The organism is Mesorhizobium sp. LCM 4576 (assembly GCF_001854815.1).
Classification (GTDB): domain Bacteria; phylum Pseudomonadota; class Alphaproteobacteria; order Rhizobiales; family Rhizobiaceae; genus Mesorhizobium; species Mesorhizobium plurifarium.
Genome location: NZ_MDDT01000049.1, coordinates 1 through 20,004, shown reverse-complemented (window position 1 = coordinate 20,004; position 20,004 = coordinate 1). Strand labels below are relative to the sequence as shown.

General features: G+C 60.0%; 11 protein-coding genes. 3 read left to right on the top strand and 8 right to left on the bottom strand.

The features are described from left to right. Window positions 1-190 precede the first annotated feature (190 nt). A complete protein-coding gene (locus tag LCM4576_RS24785) occupies window positions 191-2,833 on the bottom strand; it encodes an AAA family ATPase (protein ID WP_071035140.1) in 2,643 nt (880 codons plus the stop codon). A 48-nt stretch (window positions 2,834-2,881) separates the two neighbouring features. Beyond that, the gene (locus LCM4576_RS24780; protein ID WP_071035138.1) at window positions 2,882-8,869 is read right to left on the bottom strand and encodes a DUF3320 domain-containing protein; all 5,988 of its coding nucleotides are present in this window, start codon (window positions 8,867-8,869) and stop codon (window positions 2,882-2,884) included. A 325-nt stretch (window positions 8,870-9,194) separates the two neighbouring features. On the opposite strand from LCM4576_RS24780, the gene LCM4576_RS24775 reads away from it, so the two are divergent. After that, complete coding sequence (locus LCM4576_RS24775; protein WP_071035137.1) at window positions 9,195-10,454, top strand: DNA repair exonuclease; 1,260 nt, start codon at window positions 9,195-9,197, stop codon at window positions 10,452-10,454. Continuing rightward, window positions 10,451-13,921: an AAA family ATPase gene (locus LCM4576_RS24770; protein ID WP_071035135.1), complete on the top strand. Its 3,471-nt coding sequence runs from the start codon at window positions 10,451-10,453 to the stop codon at window positions 13,919-13,921. The genes LCM4576_RS24775 and LCM4576_RS24770 overlap by 4 nt, the downstream gene beginning before the upstream one ends. 222 nt (window positions 13,922-14,143) lie before the next feature. Here the strand turns inward: LCM4576_RS24770 and LCM4576_RS24765 are convergent, their stop codons facing one another. From LCM4576_RS24765 to LCM4576_RS24745, 5 genes are all read right to left on the bottom strand, one after another. Next, entirely contained in the window at window positions 14,144-14,914 is a 771-nt protein-coding gene (locus LCM4576_RS24765; protein WP_071035132.1) for a hypothetical protein, read from the bottom strand. A 62-nt stretch (window positions 14,915-14,976) separates the two neighbouring features. Further along, complete coding sequence (locus tag LCM4576_RS24760) at window positions 14,977-15,582, bottom strand: BRCT domain-containing protein (RefSeq protein ID WP_042643610.1); 606 nt, start codon at window positions 15,580-15,582, stop codon at window positions 14,977-14,979. Window positions 15,583-15,592: 10 nt separating this feature from the next. After that, window positions 15,593-16,318 carry a thermonuclease family protein gene (locus tag LCM4576_RS24755; RefSeq protein ID WP_244510906.1) on the bottom strand — a complete coding sequence of 242 codons (726 nt, stop codon included), beginning with the start codon at window positions 16,316-16,318 and terminating at the stop codon, window positions 15,593-15,595. A gap of 303 nt (window positions 16,319-16,621) precedes the next feature. Beyond that, complete coding sequence (locus LCM4576_RS24750) at window positions 16,622-16,798, bottom strand: YegP family protein (protein ID WP_071035130.1); 177 nt, start codon at window positions 16,796-16,798, stop codon at window positions 16,622-16,624. A 421-nt stretch (window positions 16,799-17,219) separates the two neighbouring features. Next, the gene (locus LCM4576_RS24745; protein WP_071035127.1) at window positions 17,220-17,642 is read right to left on the bottom strand and encodes an ATP-binding protein; all 423 of its coding nucleotides are present in this window, start codon (window positions 17,640-17,642) and stop codon (window positions 17,220-17,222) included. Window positions 17,643-18,592: 950 nt separating this feature from the next. Between LCM4576_RS24745 and LCM4576_RS24735 the strand changes: the two genes are divergently transcribed. Further along, window positions 18,593-19,627 carry an IS1595 family transposase gene (locus LCM4576_RS24735; protein ID WP_131803300.1) on the top strand — a complete coding sequence of 345 codons (1,035 nt, stop codon included), beginning with the start codon at window positions 18,593-18,595 and terminating at the stop codon, window positions 19,625-19,627. Between the two features lie 3 nt (window positions 19,628-19,630). On the opposite strand, the gene LCM4576_RS24730 is transcribed toward LCM4576_RS24735, so the two are convergent. Continuing rightward, a partial coding sequence (locus tag LCM4576_RS24730) for a hypothetical protein (protein WP_206744877.1) occupies window positions 19,631-20,004 on the bottom strand: 374 nt, incomplete at its 5' end.

The window sequence follows — 20,004 nt, the reverse complement described above, 5'->3', positions numbered from 1 at the left end:
TCGCCCTCCATGTCGACCAGAATGTGACCCCGCTCTATGCATCGGCCGCGCCTTATGATCGACGCAAATGCCCCGTCAGTCGCAGTCAGAACACGGTTAAATCCGTGAGGGGCATCGGCTCAAAATGAGCCGCAGGGTTTGCCAAGAACATCTGTGTGACCTGTGGCCTGAGTTTCAGCAGTGGCAAGTATTATTTCTTAGGCCTCATCTGTGGGCGAGCTGCCTCGGCGGCTTCGCTCTCAGCCTTGAGGTCTGAGATCAGGGTCTCGAGCTCAGAAATATGCTCGGCGAACTCATGGGGAAGGGGAACGGACACCGTGTCAGCCGCCGGATTGTCATGACTGTGGGTATTCGCGCGCGTCATGCCCTCATGGAATCGAATTGCCAGCGCGTCTGGGAGTCGAACATAGCGCAACAACTGGGTCTGGATGACGTCCGTTCCCCGCCGGACTATGTCCCGGAAGACCACTTCCTCGACAACGCGCTCGTAGGTGTCGCGCAATCGGCCATAGAGGTTCTTCACCTGATACTCGTAGTCCGCCGGGCTAACTGCATGGAGCTTTGCCAATGGTGCCGCGTCATTTTTCAGTCGGCCGATGCGTTTGGCGACATTCTGGCCCTTCCAGGGYATCCCCGCCGTATCCACCTTGCCCGCGGCAGCCTTGTCGCTGAACAACGCGACCGTAACGGGTTCGATGCCAACCTGATCTGCCGCGCTACAAAGCTCGTTGAAAAAGACAATATCGTGCGTGAACACGATGACCTGTCGCTTGGACGCCTCCTCCGCAATCCGCTGAGCAACCTTGGCGCTTCGATCACGATCGAGAGACGAGACAGGATCGTCAATCACGATCGGTCCTGAGCCGTCGGTCAACGCGACTTCGGTCAGGAACCCGGCAAGTGCCAAGGCACGCTGCTCGCCTTCACTGAGAATCTCCGAGGTGACCTTCGTAAGTCTTGTCTTGGGATCGACCTCGAATTCCGCCTTCGTCTGATTGCTCTTGCGTGCAAGGCCCACGTTGAGGTGCATGATGTCGAAGCGGGCCCTTTCGGAATCAAAACGCTTGATGACTGCTGTTGTCAGATGGGCGTCGACCAACTCATTTGCGCGCTGCGTAATCCCACGAGTTTGAACATCAGCCAGAGCCTTCGAGTAGGCATCGTCAACAACGTGCAAATCCCGTCGCGCCGTGAGCTTCGCTCTGTTGATGGCAAGCATTTTTCGGTCGTCAAGCTCAGCCTTCTCGGCCTCGAGTTTGGTTCGTTCTTCGGTATTGGCGGCCTGTGCAAGCCCGTCTTTCTCCGCCTTCAGTCTGAGCGCGAAAGCCTCCATCTCTTCCATTGGCAGGGTGAGAGGAGCAACGGTGCCACTTTCTTCACCCTGCAATCTTGYGAGCGCCTCTGCTCGCCGTGCGACCGCTGATCCCTGGAGGATTGCGAGCACGCTCGCCAACCCCTCGTCGCGTTTTCCTACCTGTTCGAGACGATCGGCAAAGTCGTGGGCGCCAAGTAGAGCCAGGCCCTGGAGACCCCTGAGGGCATCTTCGACCACTTGCTCCGCCTTTCGAGCTGCGGCATCGAGGGTGTCGTCCATATATTTCTGAAAGCGCTGCATTCGAGCAACACCATCCGACAAAAGCGGCTGCTGGCATAGCACGCATTCTGCCACCCCGTCGTCGGCCACGAGAACCGGGAAGTCCTTGTCCTTATAGGCCTCTTTCACCGAGTAATTGCGCGCCGCAGCCCAAAGCGCTCGCCATGCATCACTCCCGACGCCTGGCAGCGGCTCGTCAGTGAACAACTCGCCAGCCGCTAAAGTCGCGGCTTGGCGTGCTGCGACTGCTGAGGCGCGGAGCTTTCGGAGCTCTTCCAGAGCGGGATCGGCGAAAGCCGATCCCACCTCCTTGACCTCCTGGATGAGGCCGTCAATCCACTTCGAAAGCGCGTTTACGTCAGCGACTGCGGCAGCACCGGCGGAAAGGGTAGCAGTGAGTTCATCAAGACGCTTTTGATCGTTCTCGGCAAACGTCGTTGCCGCCTCAATCTGTGCGTCAGGGGTGGATCTGTTCAGCTGACCGTTGAAGATCTGGGCTGCGGTATTGCGCTGGATGGGGAACGTGATCGCGCTCAGTTCGACTTTGTTGCCGACCTCCTTTGCCCGTTCTGTTTCAAGCTTTTCCTTCAAGGTTATGCAGACTGCGTTCAGCCGATGCGGCAGAGCTAGTCCGAAAGGAAGAAAGCGTATCTGATTTCCGCCGTCGACATATAGCTGAGCCGAGGCCGTGTCGAACACCGCAACCTGCATCAGCTGCGATGAGGCTGCATTGCCCGGCGACCAAGGAATTACCAGCTCACCTTCGCCGGCATCGATCACGATGTCAGCTGACTGAGGGCCGGGCGTRCTTCCGTAGAYGTCGGCAAGAACCTTGAGCTTGGCTTGGTTTTCGACGCGCGTCCGGCAAGCGGTACGAAAGATGCGAACAAAACCGCTTTTGCCGCTCCCGTTCCGGCCATAAACGATCGTCAGAGCCTTTGGACAGAATGTAAGTGATGCCTTTGACACCAGCCGATTGACGTTCTCGACATTGGCGATGCGCTTGAGGACGATCGGTTGATATTCTCCATTCCCGAAGTGGGCTTTGGTAAACGGTACCGGGGAGGGCGGCGGCACTGTGAGCGCGAAGCCGGCCGCATGCTTGACCATGGCCAGCAAAGCGTCGATGTCATCATCTGTTAGCTCATTCGAGATCGCCAGCCGCCGCAGCGCGTCCTGCTTCCAGGCTGAGAGCTTTGTCGACCAATCGACAACATCATCAATTGGCGTGCCCGCCATGGTGCTACCCCCCAAAAAAAATTTAGCGTGTTTCTGTAGGATTCGAGTCTATGAGGATCCAGTAAGATGTCGCCTCGCCTTTAAGATCGCTTCCTCCAATCGTGCACGAGAGACCGCCGCAAGGCGCTCAACACCCATGAGATGGGYCATATCGCGTGCAGGATCGGCCATATCGAGGAGTCCGGGATTGTCGACTATCACTGAGGCCAATTCAGCCAGYGGTATGTCGCCAATCGAACGTCGGCCTTCGTCATTGGCGGGTTGACGATAGGCCAAGAAGTCCGAAATCCMGCCCTTCTTCCAAATGAATTCGCCGCTCGACTCCAGCGTGCGATCCAAGTCCCTCAGATGCAGGTCTATCCTCTCGCGGATGCGTCCACCCGTGCGGAGCCACCCATGTGCCCGGGCTATGCGCTGGGCGAGAACGTCTGCTCGCACCGGGCTTTCGGTCTCGACGATCGCCGCGACCATGTCCTGCAGCGTGGTCCTGTAGCTGAACTCGAAGAATTGCTCGGGGTCCACCCGGAAGGCAGTGAGATCGGTCACCCGGTAACGTCCCTTCTCGACATCTCCTTGGACCGGCTGACCCCCCATCGTTGAAAATGTTCCAAAGCCCGAAGGCTCGATAGCTGAGGGAACATTTRCCGAGACCAGTTCGACCTCGGACGTAGTCGGGAGWGGCAGAGGTTCCTCGATTGAGACCGGCGCCTRGTCAATGGGCTCGCTTGTCGGCTCGACCTGTTGACCCATTTCCCAGCGTGTCACCTCCTCCGTCTGTTCGCTCGAACGACGCGCCCGACTCTCCTCAAGCAGTCCCTCTAGGCTGGTATGGAGGCGCTCAGCACAGCCCTTCGCGTCGAACCACCAGTCCGTCGACCACACACGAAAGATGGTCCAGCCAAGCCCTCTAAGCACCTGCTCGCGGACCTTGTCGCGGTCCCGTGCCGTCGCTGACCTGTGGTAGGTCGCTCCATCGCATTCGACCCCTGCCAGATACGCTCCTACAAGATCCGGGTCGCGGATGCCCAGGTCTATGCGGAAGTCGGAAATCCCGACTTGCGGGACGACGATCCATCCCCGCTGTTCCAAGTGCTCAGCGACTGCCTCCTCGAACGGCGAATCGAAACCGCCGACAGATCCAAGATCCTGGGCAGGCAAAGCGATCGGGCCGCGTTCGGCATAGTCGAGGAATGTCTTCAGGTGTTGAACTGCGATCGCCTTGCTTCGCGACGGATCAATCTGGTCCGCGGTAAAGCCGGAGAAGATGATGAGTTCCTGTCGCGCACGAGTCACCGCCACGTTGAGGCGCCGCTCGCCGCCATCTCGGTTGAGAGCCCCGAAGTCCATCGCCGGAGGCTTTCCGGAGCCGTCCTTGTAGAACGTGATCGAGAACAGGATAACATCCCTCTCATCACCCTGGACGTTTTCGAGGTTCTTTACGATCGCGGGCTCGACCCGATCTTCRGCAAAGAACCATTCGAGTTCCGGATGATCCCGGCGCGCGGCATCGAAAAGGTCCAAGATCAGCGATTGCTGTTGYGCGTTGAATGTGATTACGCCGAGCGTCGGCCGGCCATTCTCCGGCAGCGCCAGCCAGCCCTTCATGCGACTGACGGCCTCGCTGACGACCGCCATGGCCTCGATCTTGTTGGTGCGGCTCTTGCCGCGGTCGTAGATGCCGTCAGGCAMCCGGTGCAGCCGCACCGCACGATCATCGACCGCCGGCGAGGGGAACGTCACCAGGCGGTTTCGGTAGTAATGATAGTTCGAGAAYGCGATCAGCGACTCGCTGCGGCTGCGGTAGTGCCATCTGAGATCGCGCACCGGAATTCCGGACGCCCTTGCCTCATCAAGAATGCTTTCCAGGTCCTTCTCGTAGTCGGCAATCTCCTCGTCGTCCTCGTTGCGRCCGAAGAAATTGGTCGGCGGCAGCTGCTTGGGATCGCCGACAATAATGGTCTGTCGCGCCCTGGCTATCGCGCCCACTGCATCCCAGGTGGTGATCTGCGAAGCTTCGTCAAAGATCACCACATCGAACAAGGCCTGGTTTGGAGGAAGGTACTGGGCAATCGATAGCGGCGACATCAACATGCAGGGCGCAAGCTTGGCAAAGCTCTCAGGCATCTTACCGATCATGTCCCGGATAGATTGACTTGGCCGCTGGAGCTCCATCTGGTGCCGCAACAACCCAAGTTCGGAATTGCGCGACACGCTTTGTACAGAAGGAAGCCCATGCGCGAGCGCGCTGACCACGCGCTGAGTGGCTTGTGTGCGCACAAGATCGTCGATCTCGCGAAATTCCGTAATCGCGTTCTCGTGCTGGAACCTGCGGAAATTTCGTAATACCGCGTCCCCGTCGAGAACCTTCGGCAGCCACCATCTTGCGTAGCCCACCCGGAAGGCCGGGCGCGCCTTGTCGGCGGCTATCGCTCCCGTCTCGATCTGCTCAACCAGAGGTGCCAGGTCGCGTTGGATCGCCTGCCTTTTCACCCGGCACCATTCCGACCAATCGCGAAGCAGGTTTCGAGCGTCCGCTAGCTTAATCAGCTTGGCTCTGAGCGCTTCAAGGCTAGGACCATCCGTGGGGTCTGAAATCTCCCGAGCCGAAACCTCGCCGAATTCCGATCGCACGGCGTCGAACTGCTTGGCGGCTGCCAGCAGCCGGTCACCCGCCTCGCGCAGTCGGTCGTTTTCAAGGGTGYCACGCAGACTTGGTGCGACGGAGCGAACGACGGCCCGAAACTCGTCTTGGCTCCGTCCAGGAATGCGAAGTGCCGCGCGGAGACGCCGGGCGGAATCGAGTATGCTCGCRACAGCCGCCACGTCCGTTGTCAGACCTTCGATCGGTAGCGGCTTGCCCGCCAACGGGCTTTGGTCGACCTGAGCTACAAACTCCCTCATCCGGCGGAGCAGAGGAAGGTGCGTGCCAGGGTCCGCGGTACCACGCTGTATGCGGCTTTGAAGCAGTTTCTGAACCTTGCGCTTGCCGAGGGCCGATCTCGGCCAAAACGATTCTGTCGCCTCACGCCATTGGCGGTCCAGAACATCCAAATCGAGGTGCCGGACGGTCGCGACGTCGTAGGTGGCGGAGAGGCCGCGCTCGCTCTCGCGATAACCCCCGATCGCGCGTTCCAACTCGGCAAGCGCTTCCCCGAAGGTCGAGAAATCTCGGTCGTATGCAATCGAGATATCGCGGTTGCGAGTTTGAGACAGAACCAATGCCAAGCCTGTTAGCGACTGGAGTTCCGTATGCGAGAACGTCTCACTAGGCGAAAGACCAAGACTGGACTGGTAGTCCCRTATCGATGCCGTCAATTGCCCGATGGCGGAGTGCAGGGACGTCGCGGCGGCCAGCAACCTTAGTTGCCAATCGCTGCTCCACTCTCCCGCATCGATCAGATCCAACGCTGGCTGACGTTCGACCGACGCGAACACCAGGCCGATTTGCGCGGCCAACTCCTCCAGGTCAAGAAGAGTTTGCGCATCGTGCCCATCGGACGACTGYCACGCGAATGCCGGCGCAGCTTGGTCGTTCGACTTCAGCGCTATGCCCAACGCCAGATAGGGCGTCCATCCGTTTGGATAGCGTTTGTGAAGCGCCTCGACATAGGCATTCAATTCATCCCGACGCAGGCGAAGCCGCTCGTTGACTGCGATCCATTGAAACGCGTCGGCGTTACCTCCGTGCTCCCACGAAGCCTTCAGTTGCGCCAGAAAACGTCTCCGATCGGCCTTGTTCGAGTGCAGTTCGATGCAGTGGTTGCCAAGTCCGTGCTCCCGCAGCCGGYGGTAGACGACATCGAGTGYGGCCGTCYTTTCCGCCACGAACAGKACGGTCTTGCCTACGCCCAGACAGTTGGCAATCATGTTAGYGATCGTCTGGCTTTTTCCCGTCCCGGGCGGCCCGACGATCACGAAGTCGCGCCCCTCGGCTGCCGCTAGGCTGGCGGCGGTCTGAGATGAATCGAGGGGAAGGAGGCTTATGATGGCGGAGGGTTCGTAAGCGCGGTCCARCTCGGCCTCATCACRAAAGGCTGATTGACCACCCGAGTTCTCGAACGCCTGCTCGGGCGTGTCGATGAGATGGCGAACGACCCTGTTCTGTCGCAGTGCATCGGTTCGCTCGACAAGGTCCTTCCACATCAAGAACTTTGCGAAAGAGAATGTCGACAAGGCGGTTTCGTCGATGACCTCCATTCCAGGAACATCGCGGACCGCCTGTCGCATGGAGGATAGGATGCGCGGCACATCGATTCCGCTGTCGTCGAGCGGCAAATCGCCGGCGAACTGCKGAAGGCGAAGTTCGAACTCCCGCTCGAGGAACTGGAGAAGGGTGGCGTTGAACCGCGGCTCGTCTTCATGGAAGCGGATCGTGAAGCGCGAGCTCGCGCTGCGCCGCTCAAGCCGGACCGGCACCAAAAGCAGTGGAGCTCGATAGCTGCGCTCATCTTCGGGCTTCTTCTTCCAGCGAAGGAAACCCACGGCTAGRAACAGCGTGTTTGCGCCACCCTCGGCGAAGTCATTGCGCACTTGGCGGTAGAGATCGATCAATCTGGCCTCAAGTTGACGGACGTCCAGCGTTGAGGCGAGCTCATCCCTRAGCAGCGCTTCAGCCGCGAACCCGCGTTGCAGATCGCGACCATGGACATCGCGATAGAGCTCCGCGTCTCGCTCCCCCAAAGGGTTCTGCTCGGGCAAGGAAATGAGACGTACCGCGGCGCCATTCGCCAACCTGTCCTCGAGATAGGCGACGTCAGTACACAAGAAAGGGATCGTCTTTTTCGAATCGGGAAAATTGAGAAGGCGGTTTCTAAGCGTCAGGTCGAGCAGCTTTTTCTGCCAGCGATCGATGCGACCAGCGGCTGTGGTTGGCTTTATCTCGACGGCCTCGGCTGGCATTGCGCCAATCGCTGGCGCTGCGGGAAGCGGCAAAGCCGCGAYGGCCGCAGACGACTCCTCATCGGTGGCATTGCGCCGGATAGGCTCATGCGAGGCGAGGGGCGTAATGCCGCCGCTGCGCGATCGCCTCACGTCAATGGCTGCAACGAATGCATGCGCCTGTTCTTCCGCGAGCCGGATACCGAGCGCATTCTGYGCCGCCTCGAATGTGAGCGCGGGCCGGTGAGTGACGCCTGTGGTTTCAAACGCGATGAATTCGCGGGACGCAAGYGCCTTGCGGATCTCCATCTGGTCTGGTTCAACCGCGTTGGCGAAGGTTCGCTTAGCCAGCCAGACGCCGACAGCTGCATGCCCGTCAAACATCAGCACGGCCGGGTGCAGGYCGGCAGCTTCAAGGGTGGCGGCAAACAAAAGTGAAGTATCCAAGCAGGTCGCTAGGCGTTCCTCGGCGGTCGTCGTGGGACGCCTGATCTTTTGCCCGCGGCTCTCGAAGCTCGCCGGAGGTTCGGCATAGTGCAACCCCATGCCAGTGATCGCAGAATAAACGGCTGCAGCCAACATGTATGCTCGCTGCGGGTTTTGCGACTGATACCCGTCAAGGCCACTGGGATGCCCATGYGCGGCAAGGCGATCGGCTGCCGCTCTCAGGATCGGCGCAACGCCAGGGTCATTGGGCATGACGAAAGCCGGAAGCAATTGCGCCATGTCGGCGACGCCGCCCCACTCGTCGCGCGCGAGCAGCCGGACCGTCACGCGTCGTTCGTCCAGGACCTCGCCAGCCGCAGAAAGGCGCAAGGTGATTTCGCCGCGCTCGGCCTCGTTCAAGCCAGCAAGATATGCGGAATCGAGCTCGACCTTGCGGTCGCTCAGTTGAAGCCTATCGCCAGGAACGAGACGGTCAACTGCCCAGGTCTTCGGTCTCAGAAACGACGGCGATGAGGTGAGTTCCAGGCGGCAACTCTCTAGGCTGCCGGCGGTGTCGTTATCCAGTCGGATAGACCGGATTACCGGAATTGCGTTCTGATAGGATGCATAAGTGAAGCTGGATGCGACGTCGGCGATTATGCTCGGGGCCGACGAGGGTTCGGCTACCGCATCACCATTTGTTACTAACTCTGAACTATCAACAGATTGCATTTGACCCCAGCCCCCACATGCAGACTAGCAATTTTTTCAGGATATAAAAGGGTCTTGCCGGTCACGCGAATACAATCGCGTTGTTTATCCACGCGATAGTTGGGTCGGCCAAGAAAAAGGGGAGGGAAGCGAATGCACCGTCAGAAAGGGCGGTCGGACCCTAATTTCGCGACCTCACTCACCAGGACTGTTGCGGAACGCTGCCGGACTTTGATACCGAGACCCAAGCTGTCTTCACCGTGCGCCATCACGGCCCGGCTAGCTAGATTGACTTAGGGCCAGCATTTTGCCTGAGCTTTTCGTTCAGGCCCGGAGAGTCCTTCGAATGGCATTTCGATTTGTTCATACGGCCGACATCCATCTCGACTCGCCACTGCGCTCCCTTGCGCTGYGCAATCCGGAGCTTGCCGAGCTGGTCGGAGATGCCAGCCGTCAGGCGTTCATCGCCGTCGTGGATTTGTGCCTAACGGAGCAGGTCGATGCGCTTGTGATCGCCGGCGATCTTTATGACGGCGACCAAACCTCGATGAAAACGGCACGCTTTTTGGCCTACCAAATGACGCGCCTTCATCAAGCCGGCGTCAGGGTCTACAWGATCCGCGGCAATCACGACGCCATGTCGCGCATTACCAAGCAGCTCGTCTTGCCAGACACGGTGACGATCTTTGGCGGCCGCTGCCAATCTGTGGTGCAGCCTGGCTCCGGGATAGATGTTGCTTTCCATGGGTTGAGCTTCGCCAGCCCCAAGGCGCCCGAAAGCCTGCTGCCCAAATATGCTCGCCCCCAGGAGGGAGCTGCCAACATCGGCATCATGCATACAAGCCTGGCTGGTTCCCCGGGCCATGACGTTTATGCACCTTGCAGCGTCGCCGACCTTCACGGCCACGGCTTTGACTATTGGGCGCTTGGCCATATCCACGTTCGTCAGGTCTATTCCGGCGCGAGCACGCTCGTGATGCCAGGGATTCCTCAAGGGAGGGACATCAATGAGGCGGGCGAGAAATCGGTCACGCTGGTCACCGTTCGCAACGATCGCTCCGTCAAGATCGAGGAGAGGCTCACCAGTGTCGCGCAATTCGAGCGTGTGGGTGTCGATCTGACGGGGACAGCCGAATGGAGCGAGGCTGTCATCCGCATCCGGGCAGGCCTGGAACAAGCCCGAAAGGAGGCCAGATCGCGCTACCTTGTTGCCCGCCTCGGTTTGGTYGGCACCTCCGCCCTTTCATGGTCGCTGATGCGCGACCGAGAMCTGGCTGTCGCGGAAGCCGAGCAGGCGGCTGAGCAGGTGGGCGACACCTGGGTGGAGAGGCTGGATCTTGATCTTTCGGCGCCCGTTCTCAGAGATTCGGGCAACGTTGCCGATCCCACCTTGGAGCTCGCAGAGTCCATGCGCGCCAATGCGGGGTCAGAAGCATTTCGATCCGAAGCGCGGGAATTCGTGTTAAAGACGATCGCGGACCTGCCCCCCGATGCGAGGGGTTTCGCYGGCAAGGATGAAGCGGGGCTGGAACGGTTTCTCGACGATGTGCTTGCCGGAGGCGTCGACCTGGTCACGGCGAGGCTCAAGTCAGGTGCGACGCGATGAGATTGCGGCGCCTCGAWCTGACCCGCTACGGCAAGTTTACCGATAAGGCGATCGATTTCGGGGAGAAGCCTGTTTCAGGGCCCGATCTGCATATCGTTTTCGGGCTGAACGAGGCCGGCAAGTCGACGGCGCTTTCGGCCTACCTTGATCTGCTCTTCGGCATCGAGGAGCGTAGTCGGTATAATTTCCAGCACGACTATAGCTCGATGCGCATCGGCGGGCTGCTCGAATTCGAGGGGCAGGCGCTTGCCGTTTCCCGCACCAAAAGCCGCAGCAATTCGCTGCATGATGCCGAAGGCAGGCCGCTGAGCGAAATTGCCATTTCGGCGCAGCTCGCCGGACTCTCGCGCGAAGCTTACAGCAGCATGTTCTCGCTCGATGACGAGACGCTGGAAGCGGGCGGCAAGGCGATCCTTGAATCGCGCGGCGATCTCGGCAAGCTCCTTTTCACCGCCAGCGCCGGACTCGGCCACGCCAGCGATGTCCTGGCGGCGCTTGAGGCGGAGGCCGACGGGCTCCACCGCAAACAGGCCCAGACGACCGAAATCGCGCTGCTGAAGAAACGGTTTGCGGAACTCAAGTCACGCAAGGAGGCGATCGACACGCTGGCCTCGACATTCGAAGCGCTTGAGGCGGAACGGGCGGAGGCCCACGAAAAGTATGACCGCAGCCTGGCTGAACGCGCGGCGTTGTCGGCGCGGCTCGCCACGATCGAGCGATATGCACGCGCCGCGCCACTTCTGGCCGAAATAAAACGCAAGGCAAGCAGGCTGGCTGAACTGCCGGACATGCTGTCTCCTGCCAAGACCTGGAGTGGTAGCGTACCGGACTTGATCGGCCAGGACGCACGCTTAAGAACCCGTCTGCACGCCAATGCCGATGAGATCGATCGTACAAAGGCAAAGATCGAAGCAATCGCTATCGACGAGGCCGTGCTGACGATCTCGGAGCAGGTGCGAGCACTTRCCGACCGCAAGGCGCGCTATCTATCCGCGGGCATGGACTTGCCGACCCGTAAGATGGAGGTCCAGCTGCTCGACCAGACCGTGGCTAGCTGTCTCGGCGCGCTTGGCAGGTCAGCCGAACAGGATCCGTCCCGGCTCATCCTGCCGGCCGTTGTGGTCGGCACGCTTCRCACCATGGCCGAACAACGCTCCGGCATCACGACGAGCCTGCGGATGGCCCGCGATGAGGCCGCTGCCGCGCTCGACGGGCTCAATGCGGCCCGAGGCCGCGTTGGCGAGGAGAGGGCGGTGCCCGAGCCCGCAAGAGCCAGACTGATGGCAGCCGTGTCGGAAGCCAAGGCCAGCGGTCATAAACGCGAAATCGCAGAGGCGGTGGCGTTCGAGGACGAGCGGCAAACAGGGCTGGCCGATGCAATGCGGCGCCTTCGGCCTTGGTCGGGGGATGCGGAGGCACTTTCGAAAATGCCAGTTCCGCCGCCGATGCAGATGGCTGCCTGGAAAACACTGGCCGCGGATCTTCAAAGGGACAAGGCAGTCTTTTCCGAGCGTCTGGTTGAGCATGAACAAAGTCGAACATCTACTTCGTTGCGGCTGGCTGCTGTCCGCGCCTCGGCCGAGATCGCCGACGATGACACAGCCGCAGCCATACGACGCGAGAGGGACGAGGCCTGGCGAAATCACCGGGCGGACCTCAAGGTCGAAACCGCAGACGTGTTTGCAGCAGCACTGGCCAGGGACGATCATGTCGGAGCGGCTCGATTGGCCCATGCGGGCGAGCTCGCGGATTTGCGCGCAATCAGGCAGAAGGCGGCCGAGACCGAAGCGACAATAGAGCGCGTAAGCTGCCAACTCGCGGGTGTGGCCAAGCGCGCGGAAATTGCGTCAATTGAAATCAAGCGAATGGCCGGCACCTTGCTTGAGGACTGCCAGGAGCAGTCGCTCGACCTCTTGATCGGACTTCTGGAGGAGCGGCTGTCCGCACACGCTGACGCGCTTGGCGCTTTGGACGACATCCTGCTCGCGCGCGCAAGGATTGGACGCGCGACGGCCGAAGGAGAGCGGATCCACCTCGGATTGGCCTCGGCTCTTCGAAGCGTTGGAATTCAGCCGGAAGCCGGTGAGGCCATGGAGACCATGGTGGTCGCGGCCGAGCGCTTTCTCGACAGGCAGGCGAAGGTCGACGCGGAACGCGCGGAAGCACTGAGGAGCGTCGCCGCGAAGGAAGAGGAGCTGGCTGCCAGGCGACTCGCTGTTGAAATTGCCGAACGGCGAGACACTGCATGGCAGGCTGACGTCAATGAAACGCTGAAGGGCACCTGGCTCGAAGACGGCGTYGCCGGAACCGGGCTTGGAAGCGTGCTCGATCAGTTGTCGGAGCTCTCAAAGGCCCTGCAGGATCGCGAGGGAATGCGTATGCGCATAGGCAAGATGGAAGCGGACAGGACTGGATTTGCTGAAGAGGTGGCCCGGCTTGGTGCGCAGGCCGGGGATCCCTCAAGCGAGGACGCGCCGGAACAGGCGAGCGTCAGGCTGACCAAGCGTCTGGAGCAAGCCGAGCGCGCCCGTGAGGCGAGGGCGAATCTCCTGGTTGATATTCAGAAGTTACAAGACGCTCAGGAGGCGTTGAACGCCGAGATCGCGGCACACGAGACGACCAAGCAGCAAGTGCTCGACGCTTTCAGGGTGGAAACTCTTCCCGAAGTCGCAGAGCGGGATGAACGGCTTCGCGAGCGAGATGGTCTGCAGAGCGCTGTGGCCGAGCTTGAAGAACGACTGACGAGCGAGCTCGCCCTCGAGGACTTCGCCCAGGCGCGCTCATTGCTGGAGAGCGTCGATCTCGATGGGCTGGCAATTGAAAAGGCCGAAATCGAGCGACGCCTCGCTGACCTCGATGAAGCCATACAACAGCAACTCGTCCRGCGTACTCGAGCGACCGACAAGCTCGACGYGATTGGCGGCGACAGCCAAGTTGCCCGGATCGATGCGGAGCGCCRCACAGTTCTTCTCGAAATCGAGGAGAAGGCTGCTCGTTACATCGAATTGAAACTTGGGGTGATGTCGGCGGCAAGCGCGCTCCGGGTCTACCGCGAACGTCACCGCTCCGGAATGATGAGCGAGGCCTCCGAGGCTTTCGCACTGATAACGCGCGGCCGGTACACAGGCTTAACGACCCAGCCGATAAAGGGCGGCGAGGTCCTCATCGCGACCCAGAATGATGGCCAGTCAAAGGTCGCTGACGCTTTGTCGAAAGGCGCGCGATTCCAGCTCTACCTGGCTCTACGGCTCGCCGGATATTTCGAGTTTGCCAAGCTCAGGCCATCTGTTCCCTTCATCGCCGACGACATCATGGAGACCTTCGACCATCTCCGGTCGGAGGAAGTTTTCCGATTGTTCGGCGAGATGGCCAAGGTGGGTCAGGTCATTTACCTGACGCATCATCAACACCTTTGCGAGATAGCGAAGTCGGTTGTCCCCAACGTGGCCATCCACGAGCTCGGGTAATTCAAACGGGGTCGTTGCCGGCGTGTGCTCGAAACAAGTGGCATCGCCAATAACCGCTTCGCGCCTCCTTTGGGACGTTCAATTGGTTTATGACGTCTGCTGAAATCGGATTCGTCCGATACGGGCCACCATTCGCGCTAGGTCCGCGACGATCGCCCATGACGGCTGTTTTGGCGGTCAGTCGCCGCACGCCGGCCGCCATGCGTTGGCTCGACGCTCAGGTCAGAGGGTCAGACGAGCGATGATCTTCGCTGGCTTCACTGCTCGGATCGAAGGTGTGACGGCTTCTGGTATTTGGAAGGTCCTCAGGTTCTGAGCTTTGGATGTGGAGCCCGGTATCGCTGCCTCTGCGGAAGCAATGTCTTTTGCACTCACCTGCAGCGACTTGCAGGCTCCCTTCTCGTCCCAAAGATTCTTGGCAACCGCGCTTCCCACCGCCGCCGTGATGGCAGTGGGTGCGACATCGTTCGGCGCGACTTGACGCGTCGCGATCAACGCCTTGATTGCCTCACCGAGGATCGCAGCGGAGTCGTCGAAGCCAATCCCGCGAACTTGATCGAACCTCTTCTCCGTGCTCCCGTCAATGATGCAGTGATGCGCAATGAAGATCCAGTCGTGGATCATGTAGGCTGGGGCATAGCCCCAAGGTGACAGCCCTTTGAAGACCTGCGCGATCTTCGGGATTGAGCCRCCGTCCGTGTACATGAGGCCTGGCTTGATCGTGCTTCCTGGTGCTGCCGGATCTGCCCGATGGAAGATCAAGGGATCATGAGGGTCGGGCACGAACAGGAAACTCCCGTCACCGGAATTGTTGCCMTCACCGACCCACATCACGAACAAGCTGCCGGATATCTCACCGGTGGTAAGCTTCTGGTAGTCTATGGAGCTGCATCCTGCTGCCGTTGCAACTGCGAGCGCGATCACGCTCGTAAGGAAGCGACCTGCAAATCGCCGAGACAGGCGGATCTGATCGCTAAACGCATTGTGCCGCATCGTTCCACCTCGGTCGAACAGGGTGCTGATGGTATGAGACGCTGCCAAACGAACGGACGAAGTCAGAGAAAACCGACCCAATGGCTCTCGGCGACAATCGAGATTGGCAACCCCTCGTCGCGCCAGGCGGTCGCTTTGAAAATCTTGTCGCCAAACGATGAGTGCTTCCAAGACTCCGTGGCGTACGCACCGATCACGAGCACGTCGGTCTTTTGCGTCAAACTGCCGGCGCGGCCGCCACGATCCGCTATGGCCTGCTCGCAGTATTTTCGCTGGCCATAATTGAACGTCCCGGTGAAACAGTACGACCGACCTTCAAAGGTCAAATGCGGAGGCGGATAGCAAAGGGGCAGGGTGGTCGGCTTCAACACTTCCCCGAGTTCGAAATCTCGGTTCGAGAAGCTGTTCAACGTATCGAGAAGTTCGGTGTGCTCATCGGCATCGAGCACGCCGTCCGCAAGGATTTCATTGACCCGTCGGTACAAGGTCCGGACGATCGGCTGATCGCTAATCTCGACGTTCGCGGCCAGCCATTTTTGAAGGAACTCGACTTCCGCCTTGTTGATACTTCCGTCTGCAGCGAGGCCGCGCGCTAACCCAATCAACTCATCGATCTGCCGCGAAGAAATACGATCGCCGCCGACGCGGTTGTAAAACTTGTCATCCATGAACCCCTCCCTAGCAAAGCGTCTCGCACGCTACCCCGTCACCATCCCTATCCAGCTTGCGGCCCCACRCACAGTTGTGCAGGTACCATTGGGCGTCTGCGCAGGAACTGATTTGCGAGCAGTACCGCCGGGGCTCGCACGAAAGGCCGCCGCTTTGCGCGACCAGCTTGCGACTGATGATGCCGAACGGCTGGCTCGACGGCGCAGCCCCGTCGCCATGCGATGCGCGCCAGTCCCAAGGCGCTTCGAACTTGCCAACCCATAGACCAAGCCTCGCCGCCTTGGCGTTGGCCTGCTGCGGCGCGTAGGCGCCGTTGCTGTAGTGCGGCCAATCGAGCGCCTGGCCATGCTCTACCATCCACGTAGCCACGCTCGCGCCGTCGGCGCGCCAGCAGTCGCCGACGAAGCGGTGATAGCGATCCCAAGTCACGAAAGTGCACTGCACCGGCCGCGAGGCGGCCAGGAAACTATCCAGCGCTTCGGCGGATCGCTGACCGCATGGGTACTCGAAGCCCTTGGCGTCGTCGCAATATTGCTTGCTCTCTGGCGCGTCGATCCCGTTGAACCGAATGCGCTGGCCGTGGATCTCGATTGTGTCACCGTCAATGACGGACGCCACGCCGATCATGGGGGCGGGCCTTGGCTCGATCCAGTTCGAAGGGGTCAGGTCGAGCAACCGGTCACTATGCACCATGACCATCTCAGCGGCGAAGGCGCCTACTGCAGCGGCGGTCACGAAGATCAACCGTCGGGGCACACTCGCCCACCGCAGTGCACGGGAGTGTTTTGCGCCAGTGCGCTTGCGCCARCCATCAGAACGATTGTCGTAACGAGACCTATCCACACCCCACTCCCCAGCGGAGAGAATGCTCCTAAATGTAGCAGAGGTCTAGTGAGGTCTATTTTGCCGAGGATTCCCTTAGGAGTTGAGGCCGCACTTACCCTAGCGCAACAACTGCTAGTCCCGATCCGAAGCTCGTTTCGAAGCCAATATGCTCAGCTTCGGAATTGTCGCAGCGTCGTATGGCCTCGAAGGCGATCAGCTATTGTCTTCGACCGGCGCACTGGGGCCATTTTTCTTGATCGAGTCGATGGCGTTCTGAGCGCTGGATTTGCTTGCGTAGCCCTCGGTCGAGAATATCACCTCGCTGTTGTACTTGAAGCGAACGCGAAACTCGCCACCTTTGTCCTTATAGATTTCGAACTCATGTGCCATGGGTGTGCCCTCCGTTGACAGTGAGAAGCCCGTAGGAATCGAGAAGGCCTTCAAGATCGCCATGGCCTGCCAACAGGTGTTTTGCGTCTCGTTTGGGCTACGGAAGCGGAGTGAGCATCCCTGAGGATGCTAGCGTGCTGCGATCGTCGACCCGTTTGATCAGCCACAATGTCTAGTCTGGACAACCCGCCAGACAATGGATCGAGGCGCACGCGGATCCGACTCGGCGGCAGCTTTGCGCCGGTGGGTTCAACCGGTCACTGCAACACTCTTAATCTGAGAGGATGAGGAGGTGTTGCATGGTGACGTCACGGATCTGGTTTACGTCAGCGCAGAAGGCCGAGCTTCGGGAGCGATGGAAGCAAGGTCAGAGCATTTCGTCGATCTCGCGGGCACTGGACCGCCGGAACAAGACCGGCGTTCAGCGGATCGTATCCTTACACGGCGGCATTGCTCCCTCAGCAAGGCGTAGAGCAGCCTCGGCGCTCGGGCTGGYGGAGCGCGAAGAGATCTCTCGCGGGATCGCGGCGGGTCTCGCGATACGCGCTATTGCACGACGCGCAATCTTGTTGTCGGTGTCGGTGGTGGTGAACGCGTCATAGTTCCTGCCGTCGAGCCCCACACCATTGTCTTCGACCACGATCTTTGAGGGAGCCTGTCTGCTCGCCATGGTGAGCGTGACAATGATTTTCCCTTGGGTTGCGACGTTGTCCTTGAATCGATCCTGGGTGCTGTGGATCGAGTTGCTGACCGCTTCRAAGAGTGGTTGCATAGCGTCAGCTGCGTTGGTCGGCTTGGGAAGCCGATCAATCCTTTTGACGAAATTTGTCTTCAACGATGGCATCTATTTCCCCCGCTTAATATCGCTTACTTGACGGGCCTTTCTGGGTGACCTTCAAGCGTTGTATTGTAAACGATGYTCCCTCCGGACATTACTGGAGCGATCAGGTCGGTAATGAGATAAAGCGCAGCCGCTGACAACGCGTATCCGTCCTGCCCAGCCTCTCGCGGTTGGCAGAACCGAACCAATGGCAAGTTTAGGGCCGCCACGCCAGCGCTCGGAACGGCATAGACATCAGTTCGTCGTCAAAAGAACTGCCTTTGCGGTTCGGACCAAACGACCATGAATCTCGACGATTTCGCCGGCCATGCCGTGCAGCTCTTTGACAACGCGCTTGAACCTATCCGGGAACTTGTCCTCCCACTCCGACGGCACCGCGATCCAACCTGGTCCGTTGGCAGGAAATGTGCTCCGATTGATCTCGACCAAGTAGTCCCGGGCCTTAGTCCATAATTCCAACCGCACTGCGTCAATCTGCGACGAACTGAACTCGCGCTCCGGCGCGTTCCAGTTTGYGACGAATTCCCGAAGTGGATCTAACCTCGCTGAGGGAAACGAAAACCCGGYATTAGGTAGCAAAGACCACCAACGATACCTTAAACGCTGTTTTCGCTGCCAAATTATCGCTGACCAATTTGTGCAAGGGAGCCTTGCACAAATTGGCTCATACTTCGGATTAACCATCCGGCCTCCTTCCGATCGACTCCGCCGTGCATTCCAGGTACGAGCCCGCCCATGTTMAGGACGGCACTCATACGGCTGTGACGACGGTGGCCAATCGGCCGCCGCGACCGTTGCATGCCCGCCGATCTGGAGCCTGAACATGAGCAATCCGCCCACTATCGCTTTCTTATCCGCGCAGCCCGCTGCCGCGGTCGTGCGCGTCCGGATCCCGTCCGGAGGCTTGGAAATACGCGGCTCAGTCGCCGTCCAAGCCAAGGAGGGACTGAGCGGTGGCGAAGTCCAGACAACAACCCAAAGGGCAGCATTTCCTGCTGTCGCCGGAATGCCGGACGCTCACCGTCATGGACCTCGCGAAGGTTCGCGAGGAGACCGCCCTTGGCTGGTTCAGGAAGATGCGCTGGCCCGAGACCGACGGAGAACCGTACTGTCCGAAGTGCGGCACGCTGCGCTGCCATACGATGAACCGCGGGCGTTTCAAATGTTCCGACAAAGCCTGCAAGGCCGTATTCACCGTTACGTCAGGCACGGTGTTCCATGCCCGCAAACTCAGCTTCAAGAAGATGGTCGTCGCAATCTGGTTCTCGGTGAACTCGGTCAAGGGCAAGGCCGCCCTCCAGCTCTCGCGCGAGATCGGCGTGCAGTACAAGACCGCCTGGGTGATGCTCATGAAGCTGCGCGAGGCCATCGCCGCGCGCAGGGACGACATGGTGCTCGAGGGCGAGGTAGAGATCGACGGCAAATACGCCGGCGGCCATATCCGGCCAGAGAACAGAGCTGAGGACCGCGTCGACCGCCGCCTGAAGAAGTTCCAGAACATGAAGCGGCTGTGCGCCTTGGCGCTCAGGGAACGCGGCCTCGGAGGCCGGACCTTCACGCGCGTCATCCGCGACGAAGACGGCGATGCGGCGTGGGCAGCGGTCCGAGACCACGTCTCCCGCGACGCTACCGTGATCGCCGACGAGCATGGCAGCTACAACGACCTGGCAGGCCTCAACAAGCTGAAGCGAGTGAACCACTCCAAGGGCTATCAGACCGAGAACGGCACGAACACCAACCAGGTGGAATCGTTCTTCTCTCGCGTGCAGCGCGCCTATGTCGGCATCCACCACCGCTTCTCGCTGCGATATTTCGACTGGTACGTCGCCGAGATCGCATGGCGCGAGGACACGCGGCGCCAYGGCAACCGAATCCAGACGTTCAGCGTCCTGCGCACCGCGCTGTCTCGGCCGACCTCGCGGTTCCTCTGCGGCTACTGGCAGGGCAACAGRCCGCCGGATTTGATCTGGGAGAAGGCTCCGGTCTAACTCTTAGTTGCCGTAGCCGTGCGTCCGAGAAGGCATGTGGCTTCCAAGGACTTCTTCGACGCTCTTGGCTCCAGGCAGCCGATCAACCATCTCGGCAAGGACCGCGGGTTGAAGGTCCGACAAATGCTCGACAAGGCCGCCCGGCATGCCCCCCTTGAACCGACGCTTGARGAGCGTTGCCAAGACGAACGCCATGCCCTTCGATTCACCGTGCGCTTCGCCAGCCTCGTAGCCCTCCCGATGCGCGCGGTCGATGGGTTCTCGAAGAATCTTGCTGTCTTCGACGTTGATGACGAGGCCCATTCTTTCGTACTCCTTCTCAACCAGATGTCTGGCCTTCCTCAATCCGGACAAAATCAACAACTGCGCAAAGGCAT

Excerpts from the sequence above, each read along its gene's own strand:
- LCM4576_RS24760 (WP_042643610.1), bottom strand. The coding sequence starts at position 15,582 with ATGGATGACAAGTTTTACAACCGCGTCGGCGGCGATCGTATTTCTTCG.
- LCM4576_RS24750 (WP_071035130.1), bottom strand. The coding sequence starts at position 16,798 with ATGGCACATGAGTTCGAAATCTATAAGGACAAAGGTGGCGAGTTTCGC.